Annotated in this window: 19 protein-coding genes; 11 read left to right on the top strand and 8 right to left on the bottom strand. The window is 65.3% G+C overall.

The window, feature by feature from the left end:
• Window positions 1–87 precede the first annotated feature (87 nt).
• Together G8O24_RS07920 and G8O24_RS07925 are read left to right on the top strand one after the other, a co-directional pair.
• Window positions 88–1,185 carry an LLM class flavin-dependent oxidoreductase gene (locus G8O24_RS07920; RefSeq protein WP_188098116.1) on the top strand — a complete coding sequence of 366 codons (1,098 nt, stop codon included), beginning with the start codon at window positions 88–90 and terminating at the stop codon, window positions 1,183–1,185.
• Between the two features lie 57 nt (window positions 1,186–1,242).
• Entirely contained in the window at window positions 1,243–1,812 is a 570-nt protein-coding gene (locus G8O24_RS07925; protein WP_188098118.1) for a flavin reductase family protein, read from the top strand.
• A gap of 149 nt (window positions 1,813–1,961) precedes the next feature.
• Here G8O24_RS07925 and G8O24_RS07930 read toward each other — a convergent pair whose 3' ends face one another.
• The 5 genes from G8O24_RS07930 to G8O24_RS07945 form a co-directional block, all read right to left on the bottom strand.
• On the bottom strand, window positions 1,962–3,809 hold the full coding sequence (locus G8O24_RS07930; protein ID WP_188098121.1) for a sigma-54-dependent Fis family transcriptional regulator: 1,848 nt from the start codon (window positions 3,807–3,809) through the stop codon (window positions 1,962–1,964).
• A gap of 238 nt (window positions 3,810–4,047) precedes the next feature.
• The gene (locus tag G8O24_RS07935; protein ID WP_188098123.1) at window positions 4,048–7,353 is read right to left on the bottom strand and encodes an acetyl-CoA carboxylase family protein; all 3,306 of its coding nucleotides are present in this window, start codon (window positions 7,351–7,353) and stop codon (window positions 4,048–4,050) included.
• Between the two features lie 12 nt (window positions 7,354–7,365).
• A complete protein-coding gene (locus G8O24_RS45120) occupies window positions 7,366–7,494 on the bottom strand; it encodes a hypothetical protein (protein WP_283815532.1) in 129 nt (42 codons plus the stop codon).
• A 135-nt stretch (window positions 7,495–7,629) separates the two neighbouring features.
• On the bottom strand, window positions 7,630–8,286 hold the full coding sequence (locus G8O24_RS07940; RefSeq protein WP_188098303.1) for an aspartate/glutamate racemase family protein: 657 nt from the start codon (window positions 8,284–8,286) through the stop codon (window positions 7,630–7,632).
• A gap of 1 nt (window position 8,287) precedes the next feature.
• The gene (locus G8O24_RS07945; RefSeq protein WP_188098124.1) at window positions 8,288–9,058 is read right to left on the bottom strand and encodes a GntR family transcriptional regulator; all 771 of its coding nucleotides are present in this window, start codon (window positions 9,056–9,058) and stop codon (window positions 8,288–8,290) included.
• A gap of 213 nt (window positions 9,059–9,271) precedes the next feature.
• Between G8O24_RS07945 and G8O24_RS07950 the strand changes: the two genes are divergently transcribed.
• The 6 genes from G8O24_RS07950 to G8O24_RS07975 all read left to right on the top strand — a co-directional run bounded on the left by G8O24_RS07950 (window position 9,272) and on the right by G8O24_RS07975 (window position 14,610).
• The gene (locus G8O24_RS07950) at window positions 9,272–10,384 is read left to right on the top strand and encodes an ABC transporter ATP-binding protein (RefSeq protein ID WP_244645777.1); all 1,113 of its coding nucleotides are present in this window, start codon (window positions 9,272–9,274) and stop codon (window positions 10,382–10,384) included.
• Between the two features lies 1 nt (window position 10,385).
• Window positions 10,386–11,435 (top strand): extracellular solute-binding protein, encoded by a 1,050-nt coding sequence (locus tag G8O24_RS07955; RefSeq protein ID WP_188098126.1) that lies wholly within the window; start codon window positions 10,386–10,388, stop codon window positions 11,433–11,435.
• Window position 11,436: 1 nt separating this feature from the next.
• A complete protein-coding gene (locus G8O24_RS07960) occupies window positions 11,437–12,294 on the top strand; it encodes an ABC transporter permease (RefSeq protein ID WP_188098127.1) in 858 nt (285 codons plus the stop codon).
• On the top strand, window positions 12,284–13,093 hold the full coding sequence (locus G8O24_RS07965; RefSeq protein ID WP_188098129.1) for an ABC transporter permease: 810 nt from the start codon (window positions 12,284–12,286) through the stop codon (window positions 13,091–13,093). Before G8O24_RS07960 ends, G8O24_RS07965 begins: the two co-directional genes overlap by 11 nt.
• A gap of 2 nt (window positions 13,094–13,095) precedes the next feature.
• A complete protein-coding gene (locus tag G8O24_RS07970; protein WP_188098130.1) occupies window positions 13,096–13,995 on the top strand; it encodes a polysaccharide deacetylase family protein in 900 nt (299 codons plus the stop codon).
• Between the two features lie 168 nt (window positions 13,996–14,163).
• On the top strand, window positions 14,164–14,610 hold the full coding sequence (locus tag G8O24_RS07975; protein WP_244645781.1) for a hypothetical protein: 447 nt from the start codon (window positions 14,164–14,166) through the stop codon (window positions 14,608–14,610).
• Window positions 14,611–14,613: 3 nt separating this feature from the next.
• On the opposite strand, the gene G8O24_RS07980 is transcribed toward G8O24_RS07975, so the two are convergent.
• Window positions 14,614–15,213 (bottom strand): TetR/AcrR family transcriptional regulator, encoded by a 600-nt coding sequence (locus G8O24_RS07980; RefSeq protein ID WP_188098132.1) that lies wholly within the window; start codon window positions 15,211–15,213, stop codon window positions 14,614–14,616.
• 163 nt (window positions 15,214–15,376) lie between these two features.
• Here G8O24_RS07980 and G8O24_RS07985 point away from each other — a divergent pair, with 163 nt between their 5' ends.
• Together G8O24_RS07985 and G8O24_RS07990 are read left to right on the top strand one after the other, a co-directional pair.
• On the top strand, window positions 15,377–15,754 hold the full coding sequence (locus G8O24_RS07985) for a tautomerase family protein (protein ID WP_188098133.1): 378 nt from the start codon (window positions 15,377–15,379) through the stop codon (window positions 15,752–15,754).
• Between the two features lie 78 nt (window positions 15,755–15,832).
• Window positions 15,833–16,228, top strand: a complete 396-nt coding sequence (locus G8O24_RS07990) for a GFA family protein (protein ID WP_188098135.1) — start codon at window positions 15,833–15,835, stop codon at window positions 16,226–16,228.
• A gap of 47 nt (window positions 16,229–16,275) precedes the next feature.
• On the opposite strand, the gene G8O24_RS07995 is transcribed toward G8O24_RS07990, so the two are convergent.
• Together G8O24_RS07995 and G8O24_RS08000 are read right to left on the bottom strand one after the other, a co-directional pair.
• The gene (locus tag G8O24_RS07995) at window positions 16,276–17,202 is read right to left on the bottom strand and encodes a CobW family GTP-binding protein (RefSeq protein WP_188098136.1); all 927 of its coding nucleotides are present in this window, start codon (window positions 17,200–17,202) and stop codon (window positions 16,276–16,278) included.
• A gap of 3 nt (window positions 17,203–17,205) precedes the next feature.
• A complete protein-coding gene (locus G8O24_RS08000; RefSeq protein ID WP_188098138.1) occupies window positions 17,206–18,696 on the bottom strand; it encodes an amidohydrolase family protein in 1,491 nt (496 codons plus the stop codon).
• A gap of 360 nt (window positions 18,697–19,056) precedes the next feature.
• Here G8O24_RS08000 and G8O24_RS08005 point away from each other — a divergent pair, with 360 nt between their 5' ends.
• Window positions 19,057–20,577, top strand: coding sequence for a nucleoside phosphorylase-I family protein (locus G8O24_RS08005; protein WP_188098140.1), 1,521 nt, complete (start codon window positions 19,057–19,059; stop codon window positions 20,575–20,577).
• The last annotated feature ends 14 nt before the right edge of the window (window positions 20,578–20,591 follow it).

Below are 20,591 nucleotides of genomic sequence, written 5' to 3' on the forward strand. Positions count from 1 at the left end.
GCCCGCTGGCACACCCCTTGCTGAAGCAGTTCCCGTTCACGTCAGCGAACGCGCGGCAAGACGCGTCAACATCAGATGAGGAAACCCATGGAGATCGGCTATTTCACGATGCCTTCGCATCCGCCGGAGTGCGGCCTGAAGGAAGGACACGATTGGGACCTGCAGGTCCTGCGCTGGCTCGACGAGCTCGGCTATCAGGAAGCCTGGATCGGCGAGCACCACACTGCGCCCTGGGAACCCAATCCCACACCGGATCTCCTGATCGCGCAGGCCCTGATGCAGACCAAGCGCCTGCGGATCGGGCCGGGCGGCTTCCTGCTGCCCTATCACCATCCGGCCGAGCTCGCCAACCGCGTCGCCATGCTCGACCATCTCTCCGAGGGCCGGCTCAATTTCGGCGTCGCAGCGAGCGGCCTGCCGAGCGACTGGGCGATGTTCAACGTCGACGGCATGAGCGGCCAGAACCGCGACATGACCCGCGAGGCGCTGGAGATCATCCTGAAGCTGTGGACCGAGCCTGCGCCGTTCACCCACAAGGGCAAGTTCTGGACGGTGAGCAAGCCGGACACGATGTTCGACTTCCTGAAACCCCACATCAAGCCGCTGCAGGCGCCGCATCCGCCGATCGGCGTTGCCGGGCTGTCGAAGAACTCGGACACGCTGAAGCTCGCCGGCGAACGCGGCTTCATCCCGATGAGCCTCAACCTCAATCCGGCCTACGTCTCCAGCCATTGGGACTCGGTGGAGATCGGCGCCGCGAAAACCGGCCGCAAGCCGAACCGGCAGGACTGGCGGCTGGTGCGCGAGGTGTTCGTCGCCGATACCGACGAAGAGGCCTGGAAGCTGTCGACCGGAGACATGATGGGCCGGATGATGAGCGAGTACTTCCTGCCCCTGCTCGGCCATTTCGGCTTCAAGGACTATCTCAAGCACGCCCCTGACGTGCCCGACGGCGACGTCACGGTCGAATATTGCGCCAAGCGGAACTGGATCGTCGGCTCGCCGTCGACCGTCGCCGAGAAGATCGAGAAGATCTACGACGAGGTCGGCGGCTTCGGCGTGCTCTGTGTGTTCGGCTTCGACTACAAGCACAAGCCGGAAGCCTGGCACCACTCGCTCGCGCTGCTCAAGAACGAGGTGATGCCGCGCCTGAAGCATCTCGGCTCCGCAAAGAAGGCAGCTTGACGCATCGCGGGTGCGGCGCGAACCTGCCGCACCCGCTCCTGTTTCGGAGATTTCCGCGTGACGGTCGACGCCAAACCTCTCGACGCAAGGGATTTCAAGCAGGCGATGCGCCAATGCGCCGGCGCGGTTGCGCTCGTCACGGTTGGTGCCGAGCACGGCAAGCGCACCGGCCTAACCGTAACATCGGCCACCTCACTATCGGACAATCCACCGTCGCTGCTCGTCTGCGTCAACCGCAACGCCAGCGCGCACGCGCGTATCCGCGAGGAAGGTGCCTTTGCGATCAACTTCCTGCACGAGGATCACGCGCTGCTGGCGCTGACCTTCAGCGGCCAGAAGGGCGTCAACGGCGACGACCGTTTTGCGTTCGGGCAGTGGACGCGGGGTGAGACCGGCGCCCCCGTGCTGACGGATGCTGTCGCGGCGTTCGACTGCGTGCTGACGCAGGAGTTCGAAACCAGGACGCATTCGATCTTCGTCGGCGAGGTGCGCGGCGCGACACATTCGGCCACGGCGAGGCCGCTGGTTTACTTGCGCAGCAGTTTCCACGCGCCGCAGGAGATACGCGAGACCGTTTCGGTCGGCGACCTCGACTCGCGGCATTTGAGCTGGACGGATTTTTCGTGAGGCGCGGCGCCTCTCGCCGCGATATGCGGTCTCGTAGGGTGGGCAAAGCGAAGCGTGCCCACGTCCTGCAACATTCGGTCAGAGATGGTGGGCACGGAGCAAGTGCGCCTTTGCCCACCCTATGATTCCGAGCTAGCGCATAAGGATCACTACGCCGTCTCGATCTTCAGCTGCTTGATCTTCCGGTACAGCGTCGCGCGGCTGAGCTTTAGCGTTCGCGCCGCTTCCGTGACGCGGCCGCCGTGCTTGCGCAATACCTCGATGATCGTGGCGCGCTCGGCGGCCTCGAGATCGGTTTCGGTCGCTCCGCCGCCGAACGGCGGCAGGTCGAGATCGGCATCCATGATCACGCCATCCTCGGCCGTGCAGCCGGCGAGCCGCAGCACGTGGCGAAGCTGGCGCATGTTGCCGGGATAGGGGTAGGCCGACAGCAGCGCCCAGGCTTCGTCCGAGAGGCGGCAGTTCGGCGCTTCCTCCCGCGCGATCTGGCGGATGATGTCGGCGCGGTCGGCCCGATCGCGCAAAGCCGGCAGCCGCACCTCCATGCCGCGCAGGCGGAAATAGAGGTCGGCGCGGAAGGCGCCCTCCTCCGCCATCCGGGCAAGGTCGCGATGGGTCGCGCTGATCAGGCGGATGTCGACCGCTACAGGCTTGAGCGCGCCGAGTGGCCAGACCTCGCGGTTCTCCAGCACGCGCAAGAGGCGCGTCTGCAAGCCAATCGGCATGTCGCCGATCTCGTCCAGGAACAGCGTGCCGCCGTCGGCCTGCACGATGAGGCCCTTCGAGCCGTCGCGCCGTGCGCCGGTAAAGGCGCCGGCCTCGTAGCCAAACAGCTCGGCGTCGATCAGGCTCTCCGGCATCGCCGCGCAGTTGAGCGCGACATAGTTGTTGCGCGCGCGATTGCTCGCGGCATGGATCGCGCGCGCGAACACGTCCTTGCCGACGCCGGTCTCGCCATGCAGCAGCACCGGCAGATTGCGATCGCCGATGCTCCGGAGCCGCTTCACGCTCTTGACGAGGCCGGGATCGCGGCCGGCGAGCCGATGCAGCGCGTCGAAGCGATTGACGGGCGCATCTTGCCGTAGCGGAGAGGACTTTGCGCGCAGCGGCGGGGAGACATGGCTTCGGCCCAGCGGCCGGCCATCAGCGCGACGGAGCTCGACCATCTCGTCCGTCTGGCGCGCATGATCGAGCTTGACGTAGCGCGACAGATCGATGCCGGAGGCGATCAGGCCGTCGGTGAGGCCGAGCAGGGCGCGCGCCGAGCGGCAGGCGCCGACGATACGCCGGTCGTCGTCATAGGCGAGCAGGCCGCTGCCGCCGTCACCAGGCACGGTCGCGATCCAGGCATTGCGGAAATGATCGCGAAAGATCGCGCCCTCCATGCGCCGCGTCGCTTCCATCGTCACCGCGAGCGCGAGCTGATGCGCGGCGCGTTCGAGGTCCTCGCGGCAGGAGGTGATGTTGACCGCACCGGCGAGCCGCCCGGCCTGGTCGAACAGCGGCGCCACCGCGCAGGAGAACATGTGCCACTGCGCGCGAAAATGCTCGTCGCGATGCACCAGGATCGGCTTCTGCTCGGCGAGTGCCGTGCCGAGCCCGTTGGTGCCCTCGAACGTTTCGGCAAAGTTCGAGCCCGTGTAGATCTTCCAGTCCATGAACATGCGCGCGTCTGCCTCGCCAGGCAGACGGCTGAACAGCATGGTCGCGGTCGCGTCAGCGAGATTGACGCAATAGCCGGCATCGCGCAGCACGCGGGCAAGAGCGTCGAGCTCGGGCGTCAGCAGCCGGATGGTCTCCTCCATCGGCTCGGCGACGTGACGCATCTCGGCTTCCGTCAGCGTCTGCGGCGGGCCCTGACGGGCGGGATCGAGCTTGTGGCTCATCAGGCAGCGCCGCCAGGAGTTTTCAATGCGTGACGAGGCGTCAACGTCGGCCAAATGATTGGCCACGGACAAGACACGGGCGACATGGTTCGAGGCCGAAAGGCTGGCCATCGCGGACGTCTCCACCCTGTATTATTGTGCAAAGTCTGGCACCACAGACGGGGATGTCAATCGGGAAACGGGACGCAGGGATGGACGCACTCGACCTCGGCGGTCGTCATGGCCGGGCTTGTCCCGGCCATCCACGCCTTTGCGGCGTTTTGGAAAGAACGTGGATGCCCGGGACAAGCCCGGGCATGACGGCGTGGATGCAGATTGCCTCGAGCAGCTTTGATTTGCTGCACCGCCCTCACCACGTGTCGATGCACGGCCGCTTCTTCTGCGTCCGCGCCGGCGGCTTCGGCACCGTACGCAGGCCCGCCATGATCCAGCGCCGCGTCTCGGCGGGGTCGATGACGTTGTCGATCTCGAACACTGAGGCGATCGAGACCGCCTTGCCGTTGGCGTAGAGCTCGGCGACCTTGTTGCGGTAATAGGTCTCGCGCTCCTCGGGGTTGGCGATCGCCTCCATCTCCTTGCGGAAGCCGAGGCGGACATAGCCTTCCAGGCCCATGCCGCCGAACTCGCCGGTCGGCCAGGCCGCGGTGAAGAACGAGGCGTGGAAGCCGCCGCCGATCATCGACTGTGCCCCTAAGCCATAGCCCTTGCGCAGCACGATGCCGAACAACGGAACGGTGAGGCTGGCGCCAGTCACGAACATGCGCGAGACGTGACGAACGATCGCAGTCTTTTCGGCCTCGGGACCGACCATGAAGCCGGGCGTGTCGCAGAGCGAGACAACAGGCAGGTCGAAGGCGTCGCAGAGCTGGAGGAAGCGGGCCGCCTTGTCGCCGGCGTCGGCATCGATCGCACCGCCGAGATGACGCGGATTGTTGGCGATCAGGCCGAACGGCTTGCCTTCGATGCGGATCAACGCGGTGATCATGCCGACGCCGTAGTCGCGACGCAGCTCCAGCACGCTGTCTTTGTCCGCGACGAGATCGATCACGCTGCGGATGTCGTAGACGCGCAGGCGGTTCTCGGGGATGGCGCGGCGGAGCAGCCGCTGATCGGCGGCCTCCCAATCCGTCACCGCGCCCTGGAAGTAGGACAGATACTTTTGCGCGACCGACGTCGCCTCTTCCTCGTCCTCGACCAGGATGTCGATGACACCGTTCGGCGATTGGAACGAGACAGGGCCGACCTCTGCCGGATGATAAACGCCGAGGCCGCCGCCCTCGATCATGGCGGGGCCACCCATGCCGATCGAGGCATTCTTGCTGGCGATGATGACGTCACAGCAGCCGAGCATGGCGGCGTTGCCGGCGAAGCAATAGCCGGAGACGACGCCAATGACAGGCACGAGGCCGGACAGCCTTGCGAACTGCACGAAGGACGGGCCGTCGAGGCCGGTCATGCCGAGCCGGTCGGTATCGCCGGGCCGGCCGCCGCCGCCTTCGGCGTAAAACACCAGCGGCACGCGCCAATCTTCCGCCAAGGTCAGCATGCGGTCGATCTTCTTGTGGTTCATGTGGCCCTGCGTGCCCGCGAGCACGGTGTAGTCATAGGCCACGACGATGCATCGTGCGGCGTCTGCCCCGAACTTTTCGGCGTTGACGGTGGCAACGCCCATTACGAGGCCGTCCGCCGGCGTGTTCTTGATGAGATCGTCGAGTTTGCGCCGGCGGCGCTGCGCCGCGATCGCAAGGCTGCCATACTCCATGAACGAGCCGTCGTCGACGAGCTGCCCGACATTCTCGCGCGCGGTGCGCTGATTGGTGTTGCGGCGGCGCTCCACCGAGGCCGGGCGATTTTCGTCGAGCGTGTTGGCCTGGCGCGCCATCAGCTCGGCAAGATCGGGGCGGATGTGGTCGAGATCGATGTCGGCCTCCGCCGCCGTCTGATCAGCCGCAACGTCAAGCGGCTCGAGATAGAGGATCGGCTCGCCATGCAGCAGCGTGACGCCGTCACCGGCGGTGAGCTTCATGACGCGGCCACCCTGCTCGGCCATGACCAGATGCTCCATCTTCATGGACTCGATCACGGCGAGCTGCTGGCCGGGGCGCACGATCTCGCCTTCCTTGACCTGGATGGTGACGATGGTGCCCTGCAGCGGCGCGGCAACCATCACCGCGCCCTCGGGCACCACTTGCGCAACGTGAGCCTCGGCGGCATGCGCGCCGCCACGCTCGGCCGCCGCAAAGTAGAGCGGCCTTGCCGCGCCATCGGCCGCCTCGACCAGCTTGGCAATGTTGCGATCGATGAAGTCGGTCGCGATGCGATTGATCCTGAAATCGGGATGCGCCAGCACGGCCTGGAGGAAGGCGATGTTGGTGACAACGCCATCGATCCGGAATTCGCGCAAGGCACGCGAAGCCTTTGCCACGACGTCGTGCCAGGCTTCGCCCGGCGTGTGCACGATGACTTTCGCCAGTAGTGAGTCGAAGGCCGCGCTGGTCTTGTAGCCGGCGTAACCAAAACTATCGACGCGAACGCCCGGCCCGGACGGCGGCTCGAACACGGCGAGCACACCGCCGGTCGGATGCGTCGCCCCTGCCTCGTCAAGCGTCTCCATGTTGACGCGGAGCTGCATGGCATAGCCGCGCGGTTTCGGGATCAAAGCTTGCGAAAGTCCGAGCAACGCGAGTGACGTTCCTGCAGCGATTGCGAGCTGGGCACGAACGAGGTCGAGGCCGAGCACCTCCTCCGTCACGGTGTGCTCGACCTGGAGCCGCGGATTGGCCTCGATGAAGGCAAAACTGTCCTCGGCGGTGCCGTCGACCAGGAATTCGAAGGTGCCGAGATTGTCATACGACGCCGCAGTCGCGAGCTGCTTCGCCGCTTCGATGATGCGGCCGCGCAAGGTCTCGCCGAGCGACGGGCTCGGCGCCACCTCGATCAGCTTCTGGTGCCGGCGCTGGATGGTGCATTCGCGCTCCCAGAGATGCGAGATGGCACCGTGCCGATCGCCGATGATCTGCACCTCGATATGGCGTGCCTGGCGGATCAGGCGCTCCGCATAGACGCCGTCGAAGCCGAAGGCTGCCTTGGCTTCGGACTGGCAGCGCGCATAGGCCTCCGCCAGATCCGCCGCCTTCTCGACCACGCGCATGCCGCGGCCGCCACCGCCCGCCATCGCCTTGATCACGATCGCCGCATTGCTGCCGAGCGAGGTGAAGAACGCGGTGATCTCCTCGAGCGACGACGGCCCGCTGGTGCCGGCTATGACGGGCACGCCGCAGCGCTTTGCCAATTGCCGTGCAGCCACCTTGTCGCCGAACAGCTCCAACGCGGCCGGCTTCGGCCCGACGAAAGCAACGCCCGCGTCGGCGCAGGCTCTTGCAAAGGCCGCGTTCTCGGCGAGAAAGCCGTAGCCGGGATGCACGGCATCGCAGCCGGCGTCCTTCGCTGCCTTGACGATCGCCTCGATGTCGAGATAGGCCCGCGCGCCGCGGCCGGGAATTTCGACCGCCTCGTCGGCGACGCGCACGTGCAGCGACAGCGCATCGTCGGCGGGATGGATCGCGGCCGTGGCGATGCCGGCCTCGGCCGCGGCACGCGCGATGCGGATGGCGATCTCGCCGCGATTGGCAATCAGGAGCTTTTTGAACGACATCGTCTCTCTCACTCAGAGCGCAGCAGGCTGGTTCGGATTGAGGTCCTGCTTCGGCAAACGCGGCAGGCCCTGGGGCCAGGCCTTCTCCGACAAGCCCTGCAAGGTGGCGAGGTAGTCCCTTTCGTCGAGGCCTGCGCTCATGACGTCTTTCCCACACGCTTTTCTTTTCGGGCACACATGTGCCTTCGACCGATGTCATTACAGGTCGAGCACGGCAGAGGTCATGTCAAGAAAAACAGTTTCTCGCATCACGGCCGATGCCGCGACGCGGAAAAATCACGCCGTCACGAGGCCAATGATCCGTGCCACGGCAGCGGGGATCGGCGCGACGACAGGCACGGAGAACATCGATTGCAGCTCGCGCGCGGCCTCGCCGAGCGGGCCACCGCCGATGATGACCGCTTCGGCCCCATCCTGCATGATGCTGGCCTCGACGGCGCCGCCGAGCGCGGCGCGCAGCCGCGCCGGATCGCGCACCAGGTCTTGTGGATCGCCTTCGGCAAAGCGGATGCCGGTGTAGCGCGACCGCAATCCCAGCGCATCCGCCAGCGCGTCGATCTTGGCTTTCAGTAGCGGCGTCGTCGTCGCGACGCCGAAGCGACGGCCATGCCCAGCGGCTTCCAGCATCGCGGACTCGCCGATTCCGACCGCAGGCCGCTTCATCGCTGCCCTGATTCCGGCAAGGCCAGGATCGCCGAACGCCGCGACGATGACGCCGTCGCAGGACTCTTGATGCGCTCGCGCGATCTCCCCGACCTCGGCCGCGGCGGCCTCCAGCGCGTCCGCCGAGACAATCATCGACGGCGCCCGCATCGCCGTGGCGCCGATGATGTCGAAACCGTCGCCCGCCGCCGACTTCGCGATGGCGACCATCATCGCGGTCGTCGCCGCATTGCTGTTCGGATTGATGAGAAGGACACGGCTGCCGGCCATGTTACCCAGCGGCCCGCGCACGCGCGCCGATCTCCCGGAAGATCGCGGTGAGCTCGTCGACCTCGTCCTTGTCCTGCTGCGGCCGGATCCGCTGTTCCATCTCCTCGAGATGATGGCGCATGGCGTCGATCGCGCCGGCCTTGTCCCGCGCGAGGATCAGCGCGCCGATATCGGGATGCGCGTCGGGTGAGCAATCCGGCTCGCCCGGCTGCTCGAAGGTCGCAATCGCCAGCGATGTCCGCAGCATCAGTTCGCGCGACATGTCGAGCAGCACACGGTTGCCGCCAAGCTTGGCCACCAGGATATGGAATTCCGCCGTGAGCGACAACGAGGCCCAGCGGTCGTTGCGGTCGTGCTGTGCCTCGAGCTCCATATGGGCTTTCAGCTCGGCCTTGCCTGATCTGTCCAGCCGGTCGATCGCCGCGGCGACAGTGGCCGTCTCGATGATGCGGCGCGCGGCAAAGATGTCCTGCGCCTCCTCCCAGCTCGGCCGGTACACGAACGCGCCGCGATTGGGGATCTGCATCACCACCTTGCGCGAGGCGAGATGGGCGAGCGCCTGGCGGATGTGAATCCGCGTGGTGCCGAATGCCGCCGCAAGCTTGTCCTCGCCGAGCTTGGCGCCGGGCTTGAGCCGCTTCTGGCTGATCGCGGTCAGGATGCCCTGCACCACCGGGTCGTCATCGATGCTACGGAGGTCGACGCCCTCGGTGTCCTGGCGTTTCGGCTCGGAACGCTTGGTCTTGCGCTTCAGAGGTCGGCTTCGCTTCATGTCTTGCTTTCTACAGGATTCTGCAGTCGTGCCGGAGCCTATTTTTTACACAAAGTCCTCGCCGATACGTTTACAATATAGGCATAAACTTGGCGCCAATTTTTGGCGCCTAAGAATTATTGCAACAGTCGCAGCGCCTTAGCGAGCTGACGACGCTGGCACGACGATTGCTAACCCCTCGCCCGCAGGACAACGCGACCGATGGAGTAGGCGTTGAGTGACGCGCGCGGACATTCGCTGGATCTGAGCGGCATCGGCCATGCCTTTGGCGCGACAGTGGCGCTCGACGAGATCAATCTGGCGGTCGCAGCCGGAGAGCTGATCGCGCTGCTGGGGCCATCGGGCTGCGGCAAGACGACGATGCTCCAGATCATCGCAGGCTTCCTGCGCCCATCCAAGGGTGAGGTGCGCTTCGACGGCGCGCGGGTCGAGCACATTCCGGCGAACCGCCGCCGCATCGGGATGGTGTTCCAGAACTATGCGCTGTTTCCCCATCTCACCGTGTTCGAGAATGTCGCCTACGGATTGCGGGCACGCAAGACGCCGAAGGCGGAGGTCACGGCCAAGGTCGAGCAGATGCTCGGCCTCGCACAGATGGCTGCGTTCGCGCGCCGGCTGCCCGGCGAACTCTCTGGCGGACAACAGCAGCGTGTGGCGCTGGCACGTGCGCTGGCGATCGATCCTGGCCTCGTCCTGCTCGACGAACCTTTCTCGGCACTCGACAAGAACCTCCGTCTCGACATGCAGATCGAGATCAAGAGCCTTCTGAAGACCTTCGGCGTCACCTCCGTCATCGTCACGCACGACCAGGAGGAGGCGCTGTCCATGGCCGACCGCATTGTCGTGCTCAACAAGGGGCGGATCGAGCAGATCGACAGCCCGGACGCGCTCTACGACCGCCCCACAAGCCTGTTCATCTCCAGCTTCATCGGCCACACCAATCTGCTGCGTGGCGTCGTGACCGAAACAGATCGCGTCAAGCTGGATTCGGGACCCGAGATCGATCTCGGGCGTTCCGTGCAACGATGGCGCGGCACACCGGTGACGCTCTCGGTACGGCCGGAGAATATCGAACTCGGCGCAAGCGAACGACCGGGCGCCATTCCCGTCACGATCCGTGCCACCGTGCCACTCGGCGCCGTCAGCGTCACCGAAGGCGTCACCGCGAATGGCGAGGCCGTGAAGATCAGCCAGGCCCGCGCCGCGACATCGGCAAGAGCCGCGACCGGATCGACCGCATGGCTCTCGATCACGGACACCTCGCGCGTCAGCGTTTTCAGCACGCCGGTCGCGGATTCCTCAAACAATCAGCACAGGAGTATCTAACATGGGCTTATCCCGGAGATCGTTGCTCGCCTCGGGTTCTGCGGCCATCGCCGCCGCAAGCGTGGGCTGGCCGGTATCGTCGCGCGCGGCGTCCTCGATCGTCGCCACGACCTATCCCGGCAGTTTCGATGAAGCCTTCCGTTCGGTGGTCGGACCGGCCTTCAAGAAGAGCAGCGATGGCAGCGTCACCTTCACGCCGCTGCTCGGCGTCGACCAGATCGGCAAGATCCAGGCCTCGCGCAACGCCCCGCCCTTCGACGTCGTGCTGTTCGACGAGGGCCCGCTGATCCCGGCGATCGCGAGCGGCGTGCTGGAGAAATTTCCGGCCGAGCAGTCGAAATCCTATGCCGATATCCCGACCGCGTTCCGCCATCCCGACGGCTACGCGCCGGTCATCACCTGTCAGTTGATCGGCATTGCCTACAATCCGAAGAAGATCACGACGCCACCGACCTCCTGGGAGGACCTTTGGAAGCCCGAATACAAGGGCCGCGTCGGTATCACCGGGCTCGGCTCCAGCCTCGGCACCGCTTTCATGGTCGAGATCGCAAAACTCAACGGCGGCTCCGAGACCAACATCGAGCCGGCTTTCGAGGCCATGAAGAGGCTGCTGCCGAATGTCGGCGCGATCGCCGCTTCGCCCGGCGCACTGGCGGCACTGTTTCAGCAGGGCGAGATCGATATCGCCTTCAATTTCTGGAACAACGTGGCGCTGCTCGCCGCCAAGGGCGTCGACATCGCCTTCTCCAAGCCGAAATCCGGCGCCGTCGTGATCCGCACCAGCGCGCAGATCGTCAAGAACAACCAGGATCCGAAGGCCGTGCTCGACTATCTCGACACCGTGATGTCGGTCGACACCCAAAAGGGCATCGAGGCTTCGCCCTGGGTGATGATGCCGACCAACAGCAAGGTGGCGCTGACCGGGGCGAACCTCACGGTCGCCAAGAGCGTCGACGATCTGGTCGCCAACAACGTGCTGCTCGACTGGACCAAATTCCAGGCGATGCGTGGCGAGTGGATCACCCGCTTCAGCAAGGAAGTGAAGATCTGAGATGCCGCCGGCCAGCACGAGTGCATCGAGGCAGCTTCTGCCGGTGATTCCGCTGGCGGCGTTGTTCTTCGCAGCCTTCGTGCTGCCGCTGGCGGCGCTGGTCGCGATCAGCCTGTTCCGTACGCCGCAATTCGCGGAACTGTCGCTGGTGCAATATCTGCGCTTCTTCGCCGATCCCTTCAGCGTCAAGGTGTTGACGGACACGCTGTGGCTCGGCGCGGAGGTGGCGCTCGCCACGCTGATCCTGGCCTACCCGCTCGCGCTGGTCTACGTCGCGAGCGGTGCGTTCATGCGCACATCGATCACCTTCCTGATCATGCTGCCGCTGCTCACCAGCACGGTGGTGCGCACCTTCGCCTGGATCGTCATTCTCGGCCGCGACGGCATCGTCAACTCGGCGATGCTCTCGCTCGGGCTGTGGCAGGCCCCCGCTCGGCTGCTCTATACCTGGGAAGGCATGGTGCTGGCGCTGACGCAGATCCAGCTGCCGTTGATGGCGCTGCCGGTCATCAACAGCGTGCTCAGGCTCGACGGCAATCTGATGCGCGCCGCGGAAGGACTGGGTGCGAGCCGCACGCGCATCTTCTTCACCGTCATCCTGCCGCTGACATTGCCGGGCGCGATCGCCGGCTGGCTGCTCGTCTTCGCCGCCGCCGCGACCGCCTTCATCACCCAGACGCTGGTCGGCGGCGGACGCATCATCCTGATGCCGTCCTATATCTACCAGCAGGCCGTCGGGGTGCAGGACTGGCCGTTCTCGGCTGCACTGTCGCTGATCTTCACACTCGCGGTCACCGGCATCGTCTTTGCCATCGGTGCGCTCTCCCGCCGCTACGTGCGAGGCGTCGATGCAGCGTAGTTTTGCCGACCGCTTCTATTCCGGCGTGGTCGGAACGATCACCGGCTTCGGCATGCTGCTGCTGCTCGCACCGACGCTGGTCGTGCTCGTCATTTCCTTCACCGGCGGCATCACGCTCAAATTCCCGCCGCCGAGCTGGTCGCTGCGCTGGTATGTCGAGCTGGTTCAGTCGCAAGAGATCATCGCGCCCGCGCTGACCAGCCTCAAGATCGCCGCCGCCGCGACGATCCTCTCCGCGGTGCTGGGTGGCGCGGCGGCGCTCGGCCTGGCGCGGAGCAAGCTCAGAATTGCCCGCACGCTGGACGCGCTGTTCATGTCGCCGATGGTGCTGCCGGCGATGGCGTTCGGCCTGTCGCTGCTGCTGGTCTTCAACCTGCTCGGCATCCGCTTGTCGGCGGCGACGCTGGTGCTCGGCCACACCATCATCTGCGTGCCCTTCGTGATCCGGATGGTCGGCGCCTCGGTCCAGCAGCTCAATCCGGTGCTGATCACCTGCTCGCTGAGCCTCGGCGCCAGCCGCTGGTACACCTTCCGCCGCATCACCCTGCCGCTGATCCGCCGCGGCATCGTCGCGAGCTGCTTCGTCGCGTTCCTCACCTCGTTCGACAACGTCCCGGTGTCGCTGTTCCTGGCCGACGCGCGCACCGAGGTCCTGCCGATCAAGCTCTGGGCAATCCTCGAAGGCAGCCTCGACGTCCGCGTCGCCGCCGTCTCCGGTGTGATCGTGCTGGTGACACTCGCAGGCCTCGTCTGCGCGGAAATTTTCGGTGGCGTCAGCCGCCAGATCGGGAGCCGCTGACCATGCCGATCGAACGCGATCTTCGCGGCTATGGCCGTGAACGTCCCGACATCATCTGGCCCAACGGCGCCCGCGTCGCGGTGTCGTTGGTGGTGAATTTCGAGGAGGGCGCCGAGCTCGCCGTCGAACAGGGCGACGCCGAGACGGAGCGATATGGCGAGGTCGCATCGACCTCGCCGCCGGGCGTCCGCGATCTCGTGCAGGAGCAGGTGTTCGATTACGGCATGCGCGTCGGCCTGTGGCGCTTCCTCGACGCCTTCGCGGATGCCAAGGTCCGCACGACCTTCATGATGTGCGGCCGGGCGGTCGAGCGTGTGCCTGATCTGGCGCGCGCCGTCGTCGAAGCCGGCCACGAGCCGGCGGTGCACGGCTGGCGCTGGCTGCCACATGCGCTCTACAGCGATCGCGGGGCCGAACGGCGCGATATCGAAAGGACGCGCGACGTCATTGCCCGTGCGACGGGTGTCAAACCGGTCGGCTTCATGACGCGCGGCAGCCAGAGCCCCTGGACACGCGATCTCCTGACCGAGCTCGGCTTCGTCTACGACTCCAACGCACTCGATGACGATCTTCCCTATTGGAGTCGGTCGCCTCAGGGATCGCTGCTGATCCTCCCCTACGGCTTCGATACCAACGACATGAAGTTCTTCCACCCCAACGGCTTTGTTCGGCCGGAGGATTTTTCGAGCTATGTCGGCGCCGCGATCGCGACCCTGATCGAGGAAGCCGAGCGCGGCCGTTCATCGATGTTGTCGATCGGTTTTCACTTACGCATTTGCGGCCGGCCCGCGCGTTTCGGCGCCGTAAGGGCCATTATTGCCGAACTCGCACGGCTGGAAGGCCGCATCTGGGTTGCGACGCGCGCCGATATCGCGGCGCACGTCCGGGAGGTCGTAAGCTAGGCAGCCCGCATTGGAATGACTCCAAACAGGAGCCCTCAGCGCTTGCGCGTTTCTAGAAGACCTCGATATCGGCCCTCTCGGCGTTGACTTGCGCATGCCGCTGGCGGAACGATGGCCGCAGATCCGTTGCGCCGGCTGGGCGGAACGCGACCCATAGCCAGAGACTCTATGCATCCGTCGACAGAGAGCAACGCGCTCGATCTTCCTGCATCGCCGGCCTCATCCTGCCGAAGCGTCGAAGGCTGCGATGATTTCTGCCGCGTCGCGCTATCGGTGTTCCGGTTCATCGGTGCGGCCTACGCGACCGGCGCGTCCGATTGCTGGGAGGCCGCCTATCGCTTCGCCGACGAGGCGCCCGGCATTTCCGACAGCCCGCTGCTGGTCGCCCGCGCCGCGGCGCTGGTCAGAATCCTGCGCAACGGGCGTCACTGCGATCTCCGCTTCATGCCGCCATCCTGCCGGCGCCTGTCGAAGGATGAAGCGGAATTGGTGCGATTGCTGACCGTCGCGCGGCGCAGGGAGGCCGGCGAACTCAAAGCCGTCGTCGGCCAGCTGGTCGGACGCGAGCAGGAAAGCGTGACCGTGCAGGCAGTCAACGCGCTCGCCTTCTGTTGACGCTCAGCGGCCGCTCTTGCCGAGCACGAGATCGATGGTGTGGGCGGCGATCTTGCGCAACTGCGGCTCATCGTCGAACGCACGTTCGAGCACGGCGAGGCCACGCGTCATCGTGACGATGTGCAGGGCCGCCGCGGCGGGATCGCCGCCGAATTCGCCGCGCGCGGCGCCTGCCGACAAGGTGTCCCGAACCAGCGCGGTGATGCGCGCCATGAGGCCGGCAAAAGCCTTCCGTGCGTCCTCATCGAGGCCCTCGCCTTCGGCCGCACCCAGCTCCATCAACCCCCGCGTGGTCGGACAGCCGCGCGGCGGCGTGCCGGAGCGGAAGTTCATGATGGTCAGGTCGAAAAACGCGGTGAGACGTTTTCGCAGTGAGCCCGCGCCCAGCGCCTTCTGCAGGGCGAGCAGATAGTCGGCGGCATAACGCTCATAAGCCTCGAGAAACAGCGCCTCCTTGCTGCCGAAGGCATTGTAGAGGCTGCCGCGCTGGAGGCCGGCATCGCGCGCGATGTCGGACAACGAGGTGCCGCGCACGCCGTTGCGCCAGAACTGATCGAACGCGATGCGCAGCACGTCGTCGTGGTCGAATTCACGCGGCCTCACATGGTGCTCCTCTGGCCCCGCCCGAATATTTGACACGGTGTCAATAATTTGCTTTCTAGACATCGTGTCAAATACAAACTGGGATTGAAAGTTCGTTTCGTCAATGGGCCGAACGGCGGCGCTTTGCCTGGCCGGCCGGCCCCGCATGCAAAGGGACCAGCTCATGCCTCTGCTTCATATCTCCATGCGCGCTGGAAAATCGGACGCCTACCGGCAGGCCATTCTCGATGGTCTCTACCGCGCGATGCGCGAGGCGCTCGACGTACCCGAGGGCGACGAGTTCATGACCATCAACGAACTCTCGCCGGCAAATTTCCGCTGCGGCAACGCCTATGGCGTCACCCGCAGCGACGATGCCGTGCTGATCCAGATCACCGTGTTCGCCTCGCGCACCCCGGAACAGAAGAAGGCGCTGTATCGAGGCATCGTGGAGCGGCTCGGCGACAATCCGGGCATCCGCCCCGAGGACGTGTTCGTCAACGTGCTCGATGCCCCCGCTGAGAACTGGTCCGTCGGACACGGCGTCGCGCAATTCGCGTGAGTTTGCCTGCCGACCCCCTCTTGAGAATTGGCGGCCGGAACGGTCTGATAGGCTGCGGAGCAGAGCTTGGGGAGTAACATGACCGCATTCCGGGGGAGCTGCCTGTGCGGCGAGGTCGCTTTCGAGGTCGAGGGCCCGTTCGACCGTTTTCTCAACTGCCACTGCTCGCGCTGCCGCAAGGCGACGGGGACGGCGCACGCCTGTGAGGTGATCGTGAAGGCGGAGGCGTTGCGCTGGCTGCGCGGCGAAGCATCGGTCGTCCGTTATGACCTGCCCAGCGCCCGCAGTTTTGCGACCGCGTTCTGCAAGACTTGCGGCAGCCCGATGCCGCACCTCACACGCAGCCGACGCGAAGCGATCATCCATGCCGGCGCATTCGACCAGCCGCTGGGCGCCTCACCCGACCGGCATGTGCAATGGGCTTCGCGCGCGGAATGGTACGTGCACGGGAATCGATTGCCGGTGGAGGATTGACTTATCGCGCGGTTCTAACGGGGCGCCTGCGATCGCCGACATCAGTGCTAACCGGCCGCGATGCAGGCTTCCATCATTGCGTCGAGCTCGGCCTTCGAGAGCACACCGAGCTCGGCGATGAAGACGATCCGCGTCCGAGGCAAGCCCGGTGCCGGCGCTTCGCCCGGCGCGAGCGTGGCGCGGCCGCCGGCGAACTGGAACACCATCGGGCGTCCGGGCTGCTCGATCGTCTCGAACACGCCCTTTGCGCGCGCGAGCTTTGGTGCCAGACGACCGATCGCCTGCTGGAAGCGCGGCAGCGCGATCGGCTGGTCCGAGGTCCAGCTCAGCGTCTCAAAACGTTCCTCCACCGGACGTTTCGGCCCCGGATCGCGCGGCGCCTGCGCGCGATCACTGGCGGGAAACAGCAGCGCGGACGGAATCTCGCCGTGCCTCGCATCGACCACCACAGCCGGCACACGCTGTGAGCGGATGGCCTCGCGCATCCGCAAGCCTGCGCCCTCGTCCGCCAGATCCAGCTTGGTCAGGGCCACGATATCGGCGACGCGCAGCTGCGAACGTTGCAGTGCATCGTCCAGGGAAGCCGGCGGCGTTGTCGCATCCAACACACAAAGCACGGTTTCGAGCGGCGCTTCGCGCAGAATCACGGGATCCATCAGATTGCGGACGATGTCGGCGGGATCGGCAACGCCACTGGTCTCGATGACGATGTAGTCCGGTTTCGGGTCACGCCGCAGCAGCGTCGAGAGCGTGCGGAGCAGATCGCCTTCAAGCGAGCAGCAGATGCAGCCGTTGGCGAGACTGACCACGCCGTCGCTCGCGCCCGCGATCAGCTCCGCGTCGATGTTGATCGCGCCGAAGTCGTTGACCACGGCGGCGATGCGCCGCCCTTTCGCATTCGCCAGCAGGTGGTTGACGACCGTGGTCTTGCCCGCCCCCAAATAGCCTGTCACCAGGAGAATGGGGACCGGCATGGATCAGCTCCCAACGACCGGCCGGCGCACCGGCTTTCCGGGCCGCGCGGCAACATCGAGCACGCCATCGCTGATCAGCACCTGGCCGCTCACCACGAGATGCCGCACACCGTCCGACGGGCGGTTCATCGCCGTGAAGGTCGCGCGATCCGAAAGCTTCTCATAGTCGAACACGACGATGTCGGCATCGGCGTCCTTGGCAAGCCGGCCCTTGGCGCGCATCGCCGGCGTGCTCTGCGACAGGATTTCCGCCGGAATCAGCGCGCATTTGCGCACACCTTCGAGCAGCGACACGGTCTTGCGCTCGCGCACCCATTCGCGGATGAACTTCGTGAAGCAACCGGCCGAGCGCGGATGCGAGGTGGCATCGTCAGGCAGCGGCCAGGCATCGCCGGTGTAAGTCTTGCCGTCCGATGTCGTCCAGGGCATCGCGTCGGACGCGATCGCGCCACCGGGATACAGCACCGACATGTCGAGGAGATCGCGGTGGTGCGCATTGTGCTCGGTGTCGAGGATGTGCCACAGCACCAGCGATGACGGCTCCTCGGCCTGTGCCTTGAGCAGCTCCTCGCGGTCATGAAAGCGATAGCCGTCGGTCACGCGCTGCACGGAATCATAGCCGGTGCCGTTGCGCTCGACGAATTGGGGATCGCTGAAGAAGGCGGCCGCCAGCACCGTCGAGCCGGTGCCGTAAGGGTAAGCCTCGACCGTGATGGGGAGGCCCTGCGCCTGCGCCTTCTCGATCAGCACGCGGCAGCGCTCGATGTCGGTCTTGCTCGACGAATTGAAATGGCAGATGTGCATGTGCGCGCCGGTGGCACCCGCATAACCGATCAGACGGATATAGGCTTCCACCGCGCTTTCAGGGTCGATGCGCGACATGAAGGCGACGTGGGTGAAGGTCGGCACGTCCTGTTTCGCGGCCAACTGGCACACCGCGGTCAGCTCCTGCACGCCGGCGCCCGGCGCATAGGCGTTCAGGATGCCGATGCCGATGCCGCCCTCGTTCAGGCCACGCGCGAGGCGCTCGATGATGCCGGCGACCTCCGCATCGGTCGCGACATTGTCCATCCAGCGGCGGTCGCGCATGGCATTGCCGAATGCTTCCAGCGAGCTCTCCGCATTCGAGCCCGTCATCGCGCCGATGCGCGCGAAGGCCCAGTTGGTGGCGGCGCCGTAGTTCAGCACGCGGCCCTTTCTGGCCTGGCGCTCATACCAGGACCCGACCGGCAGCACGCCGGCTTCCAGATCGAGCGTCGTCGTGACGCCATCGAACGCCTGCATGCGATCGGCGGGAATCGACTGGCCATGGGCATGCAGGTCGATGAAGCCGGGCGCGACCACGAGCCCGGTCGCATCGATCACCCGCTCGGCGCCGCCGAGCGAGGAGCCGACCGCGGCGATCTTGCCATCCACCACGGCCACGTCGCCGACGGCATCCATTTCGCTCGCGGGGTCCACCACCCGGCCGCCAGAGATCACCAACCCGCTCATATCGCCACTCCGAAAAAGCCATTTCCAAAGCCCCCAAAGGCCCGGCAGCAGCTTCGGAGGCGAGTTCGGATCCCATAGAGGCAGATTCCGGCAGCTAGGACCACCTCCGCCGATGCTGACGTATCATGCGAATTTCTAGACTTCGTCGCCGCGCGGCAAGTCGATGGGCGAAGCCCGGCCCAGCACGCCCCATCACAATTTTTAGTTGCTTTTTTGGGTCAAACCTCCACACTGCTGAAGACATTTCAGCTTAGTCATTTGGTATCGAATATTGGTCAGGCCGCCGCACCTAGGGTGCGCGCCAAGCTTACGAGAGATATCGGCAAGTCGGGACCACGCTCAATTCCAATGGAGTGAAGCATGAATTTCGATCCCCAGGATATTGGCCTTAAAATCATCGAATTCGATCCCGCTCATCCGCAACCGGGCTTCTTCTCCACTGCGACAGAAATGGCGGCCGCGCTTGCAGCCGGCCTGATGGCCAAGCCCGTTCAGTATCCTGCCCATCTGGCGCCGACGTTGGATACGCCCGCCGTTTCGCCCGATCCGTCCGACCCGCTTCCCAAGGCCGACGTCGTCATCGTCACTTGGACTGCCGCCGAAGCGGAAACCCTCGCTACCCTGCTGACGCCGGGTGCGTCGTTCGACACATGGTACCAGTACAAGTCGAATCTCGGTCACTACATACCGCTCGTGACGGGCGCGAAGGCCCCGTTCAACAATCGAAAATCTTCGAGGTTCTTCCAGTCGCTTGGCCTCTACTATCCAATCAAGCTCGTCGGAAAGAGGGTGATTTGCCTCAAGTCGGGCCTCCATCTCGATCACGACACCTATAATCCGGGTACGCCTGCGCCCGCCACGCTCCCGATGCTCGATCTGTGGAAGCAGATCATTGCGGAGACGAGAGCTGAGCTGATCGTCACGACCGGCACGGGGGGCGCGATAGGCGCAAACGTCCTGCTCGGCGACGCCGTCGTGGCAAAGGCGACCGTGTTCAATTGCACGCGTCAATTCGCCGGCAAGCCGTTCCGAAACGCCTCCTATCCCACGACCGCCCTGCCAGCCTCCTTCGCCCTGCCGCCGGCCGCAATGCTGAACGTAAATGCGGCTCTGGTCGCCGAAAGCGGCGATCAGCAGCATCCCGGCGGCGTGCCGGTCATTTTCCACGACGGATCGGTCGTCGCGGACCCGAAGATCGTGACCACGGACACGTTTGCGTTCGACAACACGACGAACTCGGCCGGCTTGCAGGGGCTCGGCCAGGCCTGCGACATGGGCGACGCCTCGCTCGGGCTGATCATCAGTGAGCTCGGCCAAGGCGCGCCCGAATGGGCCGCCATTCGAAACGCATCCGACCCACAGATTGACGGAACGCTGACGCCGAAGGAGCAAGGAGACATCGCGTACCATACCTACACCAAGTACGGCGGAGTCACGTCTGCCGCCAGCGTGCTGGCGGCCTGGAGCCTGATATGCGCGCGCTATCCTGCACAAGCGCCGGCCGCAGTGACCCTGGCGGCGGCAGCGCCGGTGCATCCGTCCGTCGCGATGGAGAGCTTGCGTCGCCGCGCGGTGCGGTCGACGCCTTCGCATCTCTTGCTCCAGATTGCCGCCGGAAGCGATTTCTCCACGAAACAACTCGACGCGAAGGATATCCCTGCCGAGGTCGCAAAGGCGCTTGAGCAGGTAACGGGCGGAACTTCGGTCGATCTTCGCAGCAGCGCTATCAACTGGCGCCGTATCAGCTTCGTCGACGACGCGTCCACGAGAATCCAACTCTATCTGGGGCATGTTTCTTGCGACGTGCCGGCGGCCTTCCGCGGCAGTTATCTGTTCTCGGGCGCGTCGCTTGTTGCGAAAGAAGAATTCGTTTCCAGTTGAGATCCACCCCGTGC

The sequence above is a fragment of the Bradyrhizobium campsiandrae genome (assembly GCF_014529705.1).
Classification (GTDB): domain Bacteria; phylum Pseudomonadota; class Alphaproteobacteria; order Rhizobiales; family Xanthobacteraceae; genus Bradyrhizobium; species Bradyrhizobium campsiandrae.

Bases quoted from the DNA above. Each gene is read 5' to 3' on its own strand.
- G8O24_RS07955 (WP_188098126.1), top strand. From the start codon at position 10,386: ATGGGCTTATCCCGGAGATCGTTGCTCGCCTCGGGTTCTGCGGCCATC.
- G8O24_RS07920 (WP_188098116.1), top strand. From the start codon at position 88: ATGGAGATCGGCTATTTCACGATGCCTTCGCATCCGCCGGAGTGCGGC.
- G8O24_RS07970 (WP_188098130.1), top strand. From the start codon at position 13,096: ATGCCGATCGAACGCGATCTTCGCGGCTATGGCCGTGAACGTCCCGAC.
- G8O24_RS08005 (WP_188098140.1), top strand. From the start codon at position 19,057: ATGAATTTCGATCCCCAGGATATTGGCCTTAAAATCATCGAATTCGAT.
- G8O24_RS45120 (WP_283815532.1), bottom strand. From the start codon at position 7,494: ATGAGCGCAGGCCTCGACGAAAGGGACTACCTCGCCACCTTGCAGGGC.
- G8O24_RS07930 (WP_188098121.1), bottom strand. From the start codon at position 3,809: ATGGCCAGCCTTTCGGCCTCGAACCATGTCGCCCGTGTCTTGTCCGTG.
- G8O24_RS07985 (WP_188098133.1), top strand. From the start codon at position 15,377: ATGCCTCTGCTTCATATCTCCATGCGCGCTGGAAAATCGGACGCCTAC.
- G8O24_RS07935 (WP_188098123.1), bottom strand. From the start codon at position 7,353: ATGTCGTTCAAAAAGCTCCTGATTGCCAATCGCGGCGAGATCGCCATC.
- G8O24_RS07990 (WP_188098135.1), top strand. From the start codon at position 15,833: ATGACCGCATTCCGGGGGAGCTGCCTGTGCGGCGAGGTCGCTTTCGAG.
- G8O24_RS07965 (WP_188098129.1), top strand. From the start codon at position 12,284: ATGCAGCGTAGTTTTGCCGACCGCTTCTATTCCGGCGTGGTCGGAACG.
- G8O24_RS07995 (WP_188098136.1), bottom strand. From the start codon at position 17,202: ATGCCGGTCCCCATTCTCCTGGTGACAGGCTATTTGGGGGCGGGCAAG.
- G8O24_RS07975 (WP_244645781.1), top strand. From the start codon at position 14,164: ATGCATCCGTCGACAGAGAGCAACGCGCTCGATCTTCCTGCATCGCCG.
- G8O24_RS07940 (WP_188098303.1), bottom strand. From the start codon at position 8,286: ATGGCCGGCAGCCGTGTCCTTCTCATCAATCCGAACAGCAATGCGGCG.
- G8O24_RS07945 (WP_188098124.1), bottom strand. From the start codon at position 9,058: ATGAAGCGAAGCCGACCTCTGAAGCGCAAGACCAAGCGTTCCGAGCCG.
- G8O24_RS08000 (WP_188098138.1), bottom strand. From the start codon at position 18,696: ATGAGCGGGTTGGTGATCTCTGGCGGCCGGGTGGTGGACCCCGCGAGC.
- G8O24_RS07960 (WP_188098127.1), top strand. From the start codon at position 11,437: ATGCCGCCGGCCAGCACGAGTGCATCGAGGCAGCTTCTGCCGGTGATT.